13 protein-coding genes are annotated in these 13,307 nt (G+C 70.3%); 1 reads left to right on the top strand and 12 read right to left on the bottom strand.

Annotated elements, in window-relative coordinates; translation table 11 throughout:
* Positions 1-132: 132 nt before the first annotated feature.
* The 5 genes from DBR36_RS10265 to DBR36_RS10245 form a co-directional block, all read right to left on the bottom strand.
* On the bottom strand, positions 133-1,389 hold the full coding sequence (locus DBR36_RS10265; protein ID WP_108319097.1) for an MFS transporter: 1,257 nt from the start codon (positions 1,387-1,389) through the stop codon (positions 133-135).
* Positions 1,382-2,149 (bottom strand): fumarylacetoacetate hydrolase family protein, encoded by a 768-nt coding sequence (locus DBR36_RS10260; protein ID WP_108319095.1) that lies wholly within the window; start codon positions 2,147-2,149, stop codon positions 1,382-1,384. Before DBR36_RS10260 ends, DBR36_RS10265 begins: the two co-directional genes overlap by 8 nt.
* A gap of 126 nt (positions 2,150-2,275) precedes the next feature.
* Complete coding sequence (locus tag DBR36_RS10255) at positions 2,276-3,382, bottom strand: branched-chain amino acid aminotransferase (RefSeq protein WP_108319093.1); 1,107 nt, start codon at positions 3,380-3,382, stop codon at positions 2,276-2,278.
* 54 nt (positions 3,383-3,436) lie between these two features.
* Positions 3,437-4,486 (bottom strand): 3-isopropylmalate dehydrogenase, encoded by a 1,050-nt coding sequence (locus DBR36_RS10250; protein ID WP_108319091.1) that lies wholly within the window; start codon positions 4,484-4,486, stop codon positions 3,437-3,439.
* Between the two features lie 25 nt (positions 4,487-4,511).
* The gene (locus DBR36_RS10245) at positions 4,512-6,050 is read right to left on the bottom strand and encodes an MFS transporter (RefSeq protein ID WP_108319089.1); all 1,539 of its coding nucleotides are present in this window, start codon (positions 6,048-6,050) and stop codon (positions 4,512-4,514) included.
* 79 nt (positions 6,051-6,129) lie between these two features.
* Here DBR36_RS10245 and DBR36_RS10240 point away from each other — a divergent pair, with 79 nt between their 5' ends.
* The gene (locus DBR36_RS10240) at positions 6,130-6,672 is read left to right on the top strand and encodes a TetR/AcrR family transcriptional regulator (protein WP_108319087.1); all 543 of its coding nucleotides are present in this window, start codon (positions 6,130-6,132) and stop codon (positions 6,670-6,672) included.
* Positions 6,673-6,687: 15 nt separating this feature from the next.
* On the opposite strand, the gene DBR36_RS17725 is transcribed toward DBR36_RS10240, so the two are convergent.
* From DBR36_RS17725 to DBR36_RS10210, 7 genes are all read right to left on the bottom strand, one after another.
* Positions 6,688-6,846 (bottom strand): hypothetical protein, encoded by a 159-nt coding sequence (locus tag DBR36_RS17725; RefSeq protein WP_181373554.1) that lies wholly within the window; start codon positions 6,844-6,846, stop codon positions 6,688-6,690.
* A 200-nt stretch (positions 6,847-7,046) separates the two neighbouring features.
* Positions 7,047-8,651 carry a phosphoglycerate dehydrogenase gene (serA, locus tag DBR36_RS10235; protein WP_108319085.1) on the bottom strand — a complete coding sequence of 535 codons (1,605 nt, stop codon included), beginning with the start codon at positions 8,649-8,651 and terminating at the stop codon, positions 7,047-7,049.
* 189 nt (positions 8,652-8,840) lie between these two features.
* Positions 8,841-9,191, bottom strand: a complete 351-nt coding sequence (locus DBR36_RS10230) for a bacitracin resistance protein (protein ID WP_108319083.1) — start codon at positions 9,189-9,191, stop codon at positions 8,841-8,843.
* Complete coding sequence (locus tag DBR36_RS10225) at positions 9,188-9,793, bottom strand: DNA polymerase III subunit gamma/tau (RefSeq protein ID WP_108319081.1); 606 nt, start codon at positions 9,791-9,793, stop codon at positions 9,188-9,190. Before DBR36_RS10225 ends, DBR36_RS10230 begins: the two co-directional genes overlap by 4 nt.
* Before the next feature lie 141 nt (positions 9,794-9,934).
* Positions 9,935-10,960 carry a ketol-acid reductoisomerase gene (ilvC, locus tag DBR36_RS10220; RefSeq protein WP_108319079.1) on the bottom strand — a complete coding sequence of 342 codons (1,026 nt, stop codon included), beginning with the start codon at positions 10,958-10,960 and terminating at the stop codon, positions 9,935-9,937.
* 109 nt (positions 10,961-11,069) lie between these two features.
* Complete coding sequence (ilvN, locus tag DBR36_RS10215; RefSeq protein ID WP_108319077.1) at positions 11,070-11,579, bottom strand: acetolactate synthase small subunit; 510 nt, start codon at positions 11,577-11,579, stop codon at positions 11,070-11,072.
* A 1-nt stretch (position 11,580) separates the two neighbouring features.
* Positions 11,581-13,307 (bottom strand): acetolactate synthase large subunit (locus DBR36_RS10210; RefSeq protein ID WP_258222705.1); only part of this gene is annotated, 1,727 nt, incomplete at its 5' end.

Genomic DNA, 13,307 nt, shown 5'->3' with positions numbered 1-13,307 from the left:
CCGCCTGAACGGGCCTCCGCACGGCGTGTCGCGACTTCGCCCCGCCGTTGTGCCCGCTCACGCCCCACGTCCCCTGCACGTGGCCGGTGTGTAGAGCACGAGACGTGGGCGGGACGGGCCCGACCCCGCCCCTCAGACGCGGGCGAGCGGCACGGACGAACGGGCGACCACCGCCGCGCCGAGACAGACCACCGCGACCGGGACGAGCGCCCACAGCGCGAGGCCCGCGTACCCCGAGAGCCCGAGGATGATCCCGGCGAGCACCGAGCCGGCTGCGGCGCACGCGGTCATCAGCGTGTCGCTGCGTCCCTGACGGCGCGGACGCGCGGCGAGGGGTGTCGCCTCGGTCAGCAGCGCCGATCCGGCGACCGTCGCCGCGCTCCACCCGAGGCCCAGCAGCACCAGCGCCACGAGCACGCCGGCCTGCGCGTCCGCGAACGCCGCCGCGACGGCCAACGACGCCGCGAGAAGCACCTGTCCGAGCACGATGACGGGGACACGCCCCCATCGATCCGCGAGTAGCCCGAAGACGGGCGACAGACCGTACATGCCGAAGACGTGCAGTGCGATCGTGACGCCGACGGCGAGGGTGACGGCATCCCGGGCCACGATGTGCGAGAGGTGCACGGGCGTCATCGCCATCACCGAGGCCATGGTCACGTGCGACGCGGCCACGGCGAGCATGGCGAAGCGCGCGAGCGCGGGGCGATCCGCCGAGGGCGAGACCGGAGCGGATGCCGCGTGCTCGCGATCGAGTCGCTGGGCGAGCAGCAGGGGGTCGGGACGCAGCACGAGGACGTACAGGGCGAAGGCGCACGCCTGCGCGGCGAACGAGAACATGTACGCGCCCGTCAGACGCGGCATGCCGATCGCGGCGCCCAGGAGTTCGCCCGGGGCCAGCAGCAGAGGCCCGATCACTCCCCCGACGGTCGTGGCCCAGACGACCGTCGCCAGATCGCGGCCGCGTCGCGCGGTGGGTGCCAGGTCGGTGGCGGCGAATCGCGACTGCAGCGTGCCGGCGTTGCCGGCGCCGATCAGGGCGATGCCCACGAGCAGCATCGGGAACGCGCGGGTCGCCGCGGCCGCGATGACGACGACGATGCCGGCGAGGGCGGCGAGATTTCCCGTCGTGAGCGCGAAGCGTCGACCGCGTCGACCGGCCACGCGTGCCAGCGGGATCGCGGTGAGGGCCGCGCCCAGCGTGACGGAGGCGGTTGCGAAGCCGGACAGCGCCTCTTGCCCAGAGAGGTCGGCGGCGAGCAGGGCGCCCAGCGACAGCGTCGCGCCGAAAGCGACGCCGGTGAGCACCTGACCCGCCGCCAGCACGCCCACGGTGCGGCGCTGGGTGGCGACGAGGTCGACGCCCGTCGGCGCGGCGGCGTCAGGCATCGCGCGCGGTGTTGCGCAGCACCCCGATACCGTCGATCTCGACCTCGACGACGTCGCCGGCGCCGAAGGAGCCGATGCCGGCGGGCGTGCCGGTGAGGATGAGGTCGCCTGGCAGCAGGGTGAACACGGCGCTCGCGTACGCGATGAGGGCCGGGATGTCGTGGACCATGTCGGAGACGGGTCCGTCCTGACGAACTTCTCCGTTGACCCGCGTGACGATGCGGGCGGAACCGAGGTCGAGGTCGGTCTCGATGACGGGCCCGACCGGGCAGAACGTGTCGAAGCCCTTCGCACGCGACCACTGGCCGTCGCTGCGCTGCAGATCGCGCGCGGTGACGTCGTTGGCGACGGTGTACCCGAAGATGTACTCGCCCGCGCGCTCGGCCGGGACGTTCTTGGCGATGCGCCCGATGACGACGGCGAGCTCGCCCTCGTAGTCGGTCTGCTCGCTGAGCCGCGTGGGGCGCACGATCGCATCGTTCGGGCCGATCACCGAGGTGTTGGGCTTGAGGAACATCAGCGGCTCGGCGGGCGCCTCGCCGCCCATCTCGGCAGCGTGGTCGCGGTAGTTCTTGCCGATGCAGACGACCTTGGAGCGCGGGATGACAGGAGCCAGCAACGCGACCTCGGCGAGCGGGATGCGCTCGCCCGTGGTGCCGAACCCGGCGAACATGGGGTCGCCTTCGAGCACGACGAGGTGGTCGTCGTCGACGATGCCGTAGCGGAGGGCGTCCTGGTGGCTGAACCGAGCGATCTTCACCCGGCCAGCCTAGCCGCGGGGTCGGACATCGCGCGGGCCCGGCCCCTCGACGACGTCGCGCGGCTAGGACGCAAACGACGAAGGGGCCCCCGGCATCCGGGAGCCCCTGTCGTGAACCGCCTCGGGTCAGGCGTCGAGGCGGTACAGCCAGCCGTGCTTGTCCTCGGCGCGGCCGTACTGGATGTCGGTGAGCTCCTGGCGCAGCTCGAGCGCGAGGGTGCCGCTGGGCTGCTCGTCGATGAAGTCACGGCCCTTGAGCGTGCCGATCGGGGTGACGACGGCGGCGGTGCCGCACGCGAACACCTCGACGATGTCTCCGGATGCCACGCCCTGGCGCCACTCGTCCAGCGAGACGTTGCGACCCTCGACGTGGTGCCCCCGGTCGCGGGCCAGCTGCAGCAGCGAGTCGCGGGTGATGCCCTCGAGGATCGAGTCAGACTGCGGGGTGACGATCGTGCCGTCCTTGTACACGAAGACGACGTTCATGCCGCCGAGCTCCTCGACGTTGCGGTCCTGGTCGAGGAAGACGACCTGGTCGCACTCGTTCTCGTACGCCTCGGACTGGGGCAGCAGGCTGGCGGCGTAATTTCCGCCGGTCTTGGCCGCGCCCGTGCCGCCCTTGCCGGCGCGCGAGTAGTCCTCGCTGAGCCAGATCGACACCGGCGTCACGCCGCCCTTGAAGTAGGCGCCCGCGGGGCTCGCGATGAGATAGTAGGCCACCTTGTGCGCGGGGCGGACCCCGAGGAACGCCTCTTTCGCGAACATGAAGGGCCGCAGGTACAGGCTCTGGTCGTCGCCCGAGGGAACCCACGCGCCGTCGACGGCGATGAGCTCGCGCAGCGACTGCAGGAAGTACGGCACGGGCAGTTCGGGCAGCGCGAGGCGCCGCGCGGAGCGCTGCAGGCGACGCCCGTTCTGGTCGGGGCGGAACGTGTGCACCGACCCGTCGGCGTGGCGGTAGGCCTTGATGCCCTCGAAGATCTCCTGCCCGTAGTGCAGGACCGCCGCGGCGGGGTCGAGCGAGATGGGACCGTACGGCGAGACGCGCGGACGGTGCCAGCCGCCGCGGACCGACCAGCAGATGTCGACCATGTGGTCGGTGAAGTTCTGCCCGAAGCCGGGGCTGGCGAGGATGGCGTCGCGCTCGGCCGCGTTCTTGGCGGCGAGGTTGCGGGTGACCGAGAACTCGAGCGGGTCGAGTCCGGTGTCGGGGTCGGTGTCGATCGTGGTCATCTGTGATCCAAAACTGTTCGTGTGCCGGGGGCGATGCGGGCCGATCGGTCCAGGTTACGCCTGGACGCGCGCGGCGATCGCGTCGCCGATCTGCGCGGTGGTGCGCTGGCCGTCGCGGTTCGCGATGTCGTCCTCGACCGCGCGGGTGACGCGGGCGGATTCGTCGGTGAGCCCGAGGTGGTCGAGCAGCAGGGCGACGGAGAGGATCGCGGCCGTGGGGTCGGCCTTCTGGCTTCCCGCGATGTCGGGCGCCGATCCGTGCACGGGCTCGAACATCGAGGGGAACGCGCCGTCGGGGTTGATGTTGCCCGAAGCGGCGAGACCGATGCCACCGGTGACGGCGCCGGCCAGGTCGGTCAGGATGTCGCCGAAGAGGTTGTCGGTGACGATCACGTCGAAGCGGCCCGGGTTCGTGACCAGGAAGATGGTTGCCGCGTCGACGTGCAGGTAGTCTACGGCGACCTCGGGGAACTCGGATGCCACGGCATCCACGATCCGCTTGTACATCCCGCCCGCGTGGACGAGCACGTTCGTCTTGTGCACGAGCGTCAGCTTCTGCCGTCGGCGCCCGGCGAGGGCGAAGGCGTAGCGGACGACCCGCTCGACGCCGTAGGCGGTGTTGACCGAGGTCTCGTTGGCGACCTCGTGCGCGGTGCCGCGCCGAATGGAGCCGCCGTTGCCGACGTAGGGGCCCTCGGTGCCCTCTCGGACCACGACGAAGTCGATCTCGCCCGGGTCGGCGAGGGGGCCCGTGGCGCCGGGGTAGAGCTTCGAGGGGCGCAAATTGACGTAGTGGTCGAGCTCGAAACGCAGCTTGAGCAACAGGCCGCGCTCGATGTTGGCGTCCTTGAGGCGCGGGTCGCCGGGCACTCCCCCGACCGCTCCGAGCAGGATCGCGTCGTGCTCGGCGATCGCGGCGAGGTCGTCGTCGGTGAGGGTGTCGCCGGTCTCGAGGTACCGTCCCGCACCGAGCGAGAAGGGCGTCTTCTCGAACGTCACGTCGGAGGAGGCGGTGACGGCGTCGAGCACCTTGACGGCCTCGGCGACGACTTCGGGACCGATGCCGTCACCGGGGATGACGGCCAGTTTCACGACACGCGACATCGCTCTCCTCAGAGCTCGGGGCGCGTCACTTCGTCGACGCGCCGCGGGATGATCCCAGGGTAGTGGCAGCGATCACCCCGGCCACGACGATCAGTCCTGAGCCGATGAGCGCGGTGATCACGACACCCGAGTCGAACGCGTGCGCGGCCGCGAGGCGTAGGGCCTCGCCCAGGGCGGGGTCGTCGAGGGTCTGCGACACCGCGACGGCTCCGGCGAGGGTCTCACGGGCAGCCTGGGCGGCGGCATCCGGCAGCCCCGCCGGCAGCACCAGCTGCGCGCGATAGAAGGCCGCGAGGATGCCGCCGAGCACGGCCGTGCCCAGGACGGCGCCCAGCTCGTAGGCCGTCTCGGACACCGCGCTGGCCGCTCCGGCCTTCGCCGACGGGGCACTCGAGAGGATGAGCTCGTTCGACACCGTCTCGGCCGCGCCGATGCCGATGCCGAGCAGGCCGAATGCCACGATCAGCTGCACGAGGTCGGCCGTCGAGAAGGCGACGAGCACGTACGCCACGACCGAGAAGGACAGCGCGATGGGCACCACGACGCGCGGCGCGAAACGCTTGGCCACGGGGACGACCGCCAGACCCGAGACGATCATCAGCACCAGGCCGGGCAGCAGGGCGAAGCCCGCGACCATCGGCGAGAGGCCGACGACGAGCTGCAGGTGCTGCGCGACGAAGTACAGGAAGCCGACCAGCCCCACGACGCTCAACAGGTTGACCAGGATGGCGCCCGAGAAGGTGCCCCGGCCGAACAGCGTCATGTCGAGCATGGGGGTGGACAGCGCCCGCTGGCGGCGGACGAAGAGCCAGCCGAACACGACACCGACGACGAAGAGGACCGGTGCCAGCGAGAGCGGACCGTCGACGGCGAGCTTCTTGATGCCATAGACGATCGGCACCATGGTCGCGAGGGACAGCAGCACGCTGACGGGGTCGAATCGGCCCGGGTTCGGGTCGCGGCTCTCGGGTACGAAGAACGGCGCGAGGATCAGCAGCGGCACGAGTACCGGGACGGCCATGAGGAAGACCGACCCCCACGAGAAGTGCTCGAGCAGGAAGCCGCCGACGATCGGGCCGAGGGCGGCGCCCGCCGAGAAGCCCGACGCCCAGATCGCGATCGCGAAGCGCCGCTGATCGCGATCGCGGAAGATGCTGCGCAGCAGCGACAGGGTCGAGGGCATGAGCATGGCGCCGAAGACACCCATGAGCGCGCGGCCCGCGATCAGCAGGGCCGCGGTGGGTGCGAACGCCGACAGCGCCGACACGGCGGCGAAGCCGGTCGCGCCGATGAGCAGCAGGCGACGGCGACCGAAGCGGTCACCGAGCGTTCCCATCGTCACGAGCAGACCCGCCAGGACGAGCGGGTACACGTCAATGATCCACAGCTGCTCGATGCTCGTGGGCTGGAGCGACAGGGCGATCTCGGGCAGGGCGAAGCTCAGCACCGTGTTGTCGACCGAGACCAGCAGCACGGGCAGCATGAGCACCGCCAGCGCGAACCAGCCGCGCCACCCGGCGCGGGTCACGGCGATATCCGAGGTGGGCAACGACGAGGTGAGCATGTACCGTTTCCGTTTCTAAACCGTCCAGCCGGTATAGTATCAGAGGCGGACGTCCGGCCGCCAGTACGATCGAGGAGTCATGAGTCGCCCCCCTCTCGCCCGCGAAGCCGTGCTCGACGCGTTCACGCGCATCCTCGTTGACGACGGCGAACGTGCAGCGACGATGGATGCCACCGCCCGCGCGGCCGGGGTGTCCAAGGGCGGGCTGCTCTACCACTTCGGGTCCAAGAGCGCCCTCGAAGAGGCTCTCGTGCGCCGACTCGAAGAACTGGCGCGCGAGGACGTCGCCGAGATCGAGAGCGCCGACGAGGGCGTCGTCGCCGCGCACCTGCGGTCCTCGCAGAACACCGGCTCACCCCTGGACGTCACGATCCTCGCGGTGTCGCGCCTCGCGCAGAACGGCAATGACGCGGCATCCAGCTCGCTCCGCCGCGTGCGCGAACTGTGGGAAGAGAGCCTGCGCCCTCACACGCGGGACGAGACGGCGCTGCAGATGGTGCTGCTCGTCAGCGACGGCCTGTACTTCAACGCGGTGCTCGACCTGAACGCGGTCCCCGGTCCCTCGCTCGAGGGCGCGGCGCTCGACCGTCTGATCGCCGCCGTCGTCGCCGCGACCACCTGAAGCCCTCGGCGGCCGTCATGGTCTGCGACGCGCGGTTCTGATCCCGCCCAGAAGGACCAGCAGCCCGCCGCCGAGTCCGAGCCAACCCCACCAATGGGTGGCGATGACGTCGCTGACCCCGAGGGCAAGGAACAACCCGCCGAGAAGCAGGAACATGATGCCGGTCGCTGTCATCTCCGCAGTCTCGACCACGCCGTGGCAGATCGCCCGCGCGGGTCGCAGACGTTCATCTGTTCAGCGGTCGGTTTTCACGACCACCCTCCCGCGGGGGCGTCAGCCGTCCACCGGATGAGGTGCGGAGAAGGCGCGGTCGCGGCCCCGGTGAGGACGACGAAGGGGGGCCGCCGAAGCGACCCCCCTCACGACATCCGGCCTCAGCCCTCGACGATCTCGATCTGCCGGAACAGGTCGGCACCGACGGACTCGCGCATCGCGTCGAGGATCTCGTCCGGCACCGGCGAGTCGACCGTGAGCACCGACAGGGCGCGGCCCGTGGCATCCTGCGCCGCGACCTGCAGACCCGCGATGTTGATGCCGGCGTCGCCGAGCTTCTGACCGTAGATGGCGACGATGCCGGGGCGGTCGGCGTAGCGCATGACGACGTGGTGCTGCTCGATGGGCACCTCGATCTCGTAGCCGTTGATGGACACGACCTTGGGCACCATGCGCGTGCCCGCGAGCGTGCCCGCGACCTCGAGGGTCGAGCCGTCGGCCAGGGTGCCGCGCAGGATCGTGATGTTGCGGTACAGCGGGCTCTCGGCCTCGACGACCAGTCGGGCCTCGACGCCGCGCTGCTCGGCGAACAGCGGCGCGTTGACATAGGACACCGTCTCGCTGACGATGCGGCTGAAATAGCCCTTGAGCGCCGCCAGGCGGTAGACGCTGACGTCGTACTGCGCGAGCTCGCCGCGCACCTCGATGTCGAGGCTCGTCAGCGCGCTGTCGGCGAGACCGCTGAAGAACTGACCCAGCATCTCGACGAGAGCGATGCCCGGGCGCACGAAGGGGTCGATCGCACCGCCCGCGACGTTCACGGCATCCGGGACCAGGTCGCCCTCGAGCGCGAGCTTGACCGAGCGCGCGACCGAGACGCCCGCCTTCTCCTGCGCCTCTTCGGTGCTGGCGCCCAGGTGCGGCGTGACGACGACGTTCGGCAGGTCGAGCAGCTTGCGGACCGGACCGCCCTCGGCGGGGGGCTCGGTCGAGAACACGTCGAGGCCCGCTCCGGCGATCTCGCCCGACGTGAGCGCGTCGAACAGCGCCTCTTCGTCGATGAGCCCGCCGCGCGCGACGTTGATGACGTACGCGCTCTTCTTCATGCGGCGCAGCTGCTCGGCGCCGATCATGCCGGTGGTCTCGGGGGTCTTCGGCATGTGGATCGTGACGAAGTCGCTCTGGTCGAGCAGTTCGTCGAGCGAGACGAGCTGCACGCCCAGCTGCTGGGCGCGCGCGGCGGTGACGTAGGGGTCGTACGCGATGACGCGCATGTCGAAGCCCTGCAGGCGCGCGGCGATGAGGGCGCCGATGCGGCCCAGGCCGATGATGCCGATGGTCTTCTCGAACAGCTCGGTGCCGGTGAACGAGCTGCGCTTCCACAGTCCCTGGGCGAGCGAGGCGTGCGCGGCGGGGATGCGGCGCGCGAGGCTCAGCACGTGCCCGACCGTCAGCTCGGCGGCCGAGATGATGTTGGACGTCGGCGCGTTGACGACCATGACGCCGGCCGCGGTGGCCGCCTTGATGTCGACGTTGTCGAGGCCGACGCCGGCGCGGGCGACCACCTTGAGCGACGGGGCCGCGGCGAGGGCCTCGGCGTCGATCTGGGTGGCCGAGCGCACGAGCACCGCGTGCGCGTCGGCCAGGGCCGAGAGCAGCGCGGGGCGGTCGGTCCCGTCGACGTTGCGCACGTCGAAATCGGGGCCGAGCGCGTCGATCGTGGCGGGAGAGAGTTCTTCGGCGATGAGCACGACGGGCTTCGTCACGGATGCGTCCTTCGAAACGGTGCTGGGGACCGGCGCGCACCGTCGCACACCGCCGGCGCGAGCCGGGCGCGCGGCCCGTGCGGGCCGTGTGTCAGCCTAGCGCGGCGTCGCGGAGCCTTCCGACCGTGTGACGCGACGCACCGGTCGCCCGGGATTCGCGGATCGGTCCCGGATGCCACTCCCCCGCCGTCAACCGCCGTACAGGCCGTACGAGGTCGTGCCGTAGCCCACGATCGCGAGCCAGAACGCCGCCGACAGCGTGAGCCCTGCCAACAGCACGATCGCGAACTGCCCGGCCGCGCGGCGGGCGCCGATCGCGAACGCGATGCCGAAGGCGATCAGCGGGAAGACGATGGGCAGGATGTAGACGAACCACCCCAGCCCGTTCAGGCCGAGCGGACCGTTGACCTGCTGGATCAGCAGCGCGACCGCGCTCCACACCACGTAGGCGTAGAACAGGCCGAACAGCCCGGCGATCGTCACGACCAGCCACGTGGGCAGCCGGCGGCGGGCGACGGCATCCTTCGCCTCTGCGGTCATGCGAACACTCCCAACGACAGGAACGGCCACGGCACGAGCAGCACGATGCCGAGGATGAGCAGCAAAAAGCGCTGCCAGGTGCGCCACGACCGGGTGAGGGCCAGGACCGCGACGAACCACACCATCGGTGCGAGCGCGGCGGCGATGGTCAGTGACACCAGGGTGACGTCGGGGATCGGCAGGCCCAGGCCTCGCAGTTGCAGTCCCGCGATCAGCCAGCCGACCGCGAAGAGCACGAAGGTCGCGGCCACCATGCCGATGCCGACCAGGCCGACGTTGCCGAGCGGGGCCGAGTGCGCGGCATCCGCGTCCGACTCGGTCCCGGGCTCGTCGCGCCCCGCCGGGGCGGACGGCTCAGGATGCCGCTCGGCCGGGATGGACGGCTCAGGATGCCGCTCCGCCGACGCCGCGGCGGACGTGGCGACGGGCTGCAGGGGCTCCGGCGTATCCGGCTGCAGGGGTTCCGGCTGCACCGGCTCAGCCGTCCGACCCGGCACGGCCGGTCCATCGGCGCGGCCGTACGCCCGCTTCTCGCCGACGTCGAGGGTGGGGTCGTCGTCACCGCCCCACGAGAGGGCGTCGTCATCGCGCGGAGTGCTCACCCGACCACGGTAGCGCCGCTCCCCCGCTGCTCGGCCGCGCCCCGCCGCGCGGCGGGGTGCGCGGCATCCGGGACCGAGAGGACTCCGCGCACACGACGAACGCCCCGCGGCCGGAGCCACGGGGCGTTCGATCGACGCGGATCAGCGCGCGGCGGAACCCTCGACGTAGTCGGCGTCCTGCTGCTTCCACGCGAACAGGCCGCGCAGCTCGCGACCGGTCGCCTCGATGGGGTGACCCTGCTCCTTCTCGCGGAGCTCGAGGAACTCGGTGGCGCCGTTGTCCTGGTCGGCGATGAAGCGCTCGGCGAAGGCACCCGACTGGATGTCGGCGAGAACAGCCTTCATGTTCTCCTTGACATCGGGCGAGATGACGCGGGGGCCCGAGACGTAGTCGCCGTACTCGGCGGTGTCCGAGATCGACCAGCGCTGCTTGGCGATGCCGCCCTCCCACATCAGGTCGACGATGAGCTTGAGCTCGTGGAGCACCTCGAAGTAGGCGATCTGGGGCTGGTAGCCCGCCTCGGTCAGGGTCTCGAAGCCCGCCTGCACGAGGTGGCTCATGCCACCGCACAGCACGGCCTGCTCGCCGAACAAGTCGGTCTCGGTCTCTTCGGTGAAGGTCGTCTTGATGACGCCGGCGCGGGTGCCGCCGATGGCCTTGGCGTAGGACAGCGCGGTGTCCCAGGCCGAGCCCGAGGCGTCGCGCTCGACGGCGATGATGTCCGGGATGCCACGACCGGCGACGTACTCGCGACGGACGGTGTGACCGGGGGCCTTGGGGGCGACCAGGATGACGTCGACACCCTCGGGAGCGTCGATGTAGCCGAAGCGGATGTTGAAGCCGTGCGCGAAGGCGAGGGTCTTGCCCGCGGTGAGCTTGTCCTTGATCGAGTCGGCGAAGATCGAACGCTGGTGCTGGTCGGGCGCGAGGATCATGATCACGTCGGCCCACTCGGCGGCGTCGGCGACGTTCTTGACCTCGAAGCCGTCCTCCTGCGCCTTGGCGGTGGACTTGGAGCCGTCCTTGAGGGCGATGACGACCTCGACACCCGAATCGCGCAGGTTCTGCGCGTGGGCGTGACCCTGCGAGCCGTAGCCGACGATCGCGACCTTCTTGCCCTGGATGATCGAGAGGTCGGCGTCGTCGTCGTAGAAGATCTCTGCCATGGGGATGTTTCTCCTTGTGAGTGGTCTGTCAGGAAGTTGAGGGTCCAAGACACGCCGTGAGGCGTGGGGTCCGTGCGGCGAGTCTTGGACACTCGACCGCACGGGAGGTTCAGCCGCGCAGAACGCGCTCGGTGATGCTCTTGCCGCCGCGGCCCACGGCGAGCAGGCCCGACTGCGCGAGCTCCTTGACGCCGAAGGGCTCGATCGCCTTGAGGAACGCGTCCACCTTGCCCTTGTCGCCGGTGATCTCGATCACGACGGCGTCGGGGGCGTAGTCCACCACCGACGCGCGGAAGAGGTTGACCACCTCGAGCACGTTGGAGCGGCTGGCGTTGTCGGCGCGCACCTTGACGAGCACGTGCTCGCGCTGCACCGAGCTGGCGGGGTCGAGCTCGACGATCTTGATGACGTTGATGAGCTTGTTCAGCTGCTTCGTCACCTGCTCGAGAGGAAGACCCTCGACGTCGACGACGACCGTGATGCGCGACAGGCCGGGCACTTCGGTCACACCGACGGCGAGCGACTCGATGTTGAAGCCGCGGCGGGCGAACAGACCCGCGACGCGGGTGAGCAGACCCGGCTTGTCCTCGACGAGGAGGCTCAAAACGTGGCGGGACATCTCAGTCCTCCTGCTCGGCGAAGGCGGGCGAGTGATCGCGCGCGTACTGGACGTAGCTGTTGCTGACGCCCTGCGGCACCATCGGCCACACCATGGCGTCGGCGCTCACGACGAAGTCGATGACGACCGGCCGGTCGTTGGTGTCCAGCGCGAGCTGGATCGCGGCGTCGATCTCGTCCTCTTTCTCGACGCGGATCGCGAGGCATCCGTAGGCCTCGGCGAGCTTGACGAAGTCGGGGATGCGACGCGTGCCGTGCCCCGTGTTGAGGTCGGTGTTGGAGTGACGCCCCTCGAAGAACAGGGTCTGCCACTGGCGCACCATGCCGAGCGAGGAGTTGTTGATGATCGCGACCTTGATCGGGATGTCGTTGATGACGCAGGTCGCGAGCTCCTGGTTTGTCATCTGGAAGCAGCCGTCGCCGTCGATCGCCCACACGGCGCGCTCGGGCTGGGCCACCTTGGCGCCCATGGCTGCGGGCACCGCGTAGCCCATGGTGCCGGCGCCGCCGGAGTTGAGCCAGGCGTTGGGACGCTCGTACTTGATGAACTGCGCGGCCCACATCTGGTGCTGACCCACGCCCGAGGCGAAGACGCCCTCGGGGCCGGTGATCTCGCCGATGCGCTGGATGACGTGCTGCGGCGACAGCAGGCCGTCCGAGGTCGGGGTGTAACCGAGCGGGAACTCCTCGCGGAGGCCGTTCAGGTGGGTCCACCACTCGGTGTAGTCGTGGGGGTGCTCGGCGTCAGCGGCGCGGAAAGCGGCATCCAGATCGACGAGGACCTCTTTGAGGTCGCCCACGATGGGAACGTCGGCGGTGCGGATCTTCGAGATCTCGGCGGGGTCGATGTCGACGTGCACGACCTGCGCGTTCGGGGCGAACAGGGCCGCCTTGCCGGTGACGCGGTCGTCGAACCGCGCGCCGAGCGAGACGATCAGGTCGCTCTCCTGCAGCGCGAGCACGGCGGGCACGGTGCCGTGCATACCGGGCATGCCCAGGTGCTGATCGTGCGAGTCGGGGAAGGCCCCGCGCGCCATGAGGGTCGTGACCAGCGGGGCGCCCGTCGCCTCGGCGAACACCTTGAGCTCGGCCGCGGCGTTAGCGCGGATGGTTCCGCCGCCGACGTAGAGCACCGGCTTCTTAGCGGTGGCCAGCAGGTGGGCCGCGGCCTGGATCTGCTTGCCATGGGCCTTGGTGACCGGGCGGTATCCGGGCAGGTCGACCTTGGGCGGCCAGATGAAGGGGGCCTCGGCCTGCTGCGCGTCCTTGGTGATGTCGACGAGGACGGGGCCGGGGCGACCGGTCGACGCGATCTCGAACGCGGCCGCGATCGCGCCGGGGATCTCGTCGGCCGTCTTCACCAGGAAGGAGTGCTTGGTGATCGGCATGGTGATGCCCACGATGTCGGCCTCTTGGAAGGCGTCCGTGCCCATGAGCGTCGAGAAGACCTGTCCGGTGATGCACACGAGCGGCACCGAGTCCATGTAGGCGTCGGCGATCGCGGTTACCAGGTTCGTCGCGCCGGGGCCCGACGTCGCGATCGCGACGCCGACCTTGCCGGATGCGGCGGCGTACCCCTCGGCGGCGTGGCCGGCGCCCTGCTCGTGACGGACGAGGATGTGGCGCACGTGCTCGTCGTCCATGAGCGGGTCGTAGACGGGCATGATCGCTCCGCCCGGCAGACCGAACACGTCGGTGACGCCGAGCAGGTCGAGCGAGCGGACGACCG

This window comes from Microbacterium sp. HMWF026 (genome assembly GCF_003061325.1).
In the GTDB taxonomy this organism is placed as follows: Bacteria; Actinomycetota; Actinomycetes; order Actinomycetales; family Microbacteriaceae; genus Microbacterium; species Microbacterium testaceum_E.
This window is presented reverse-complemented; position numbering and strand designations above follow the sequence as displayed.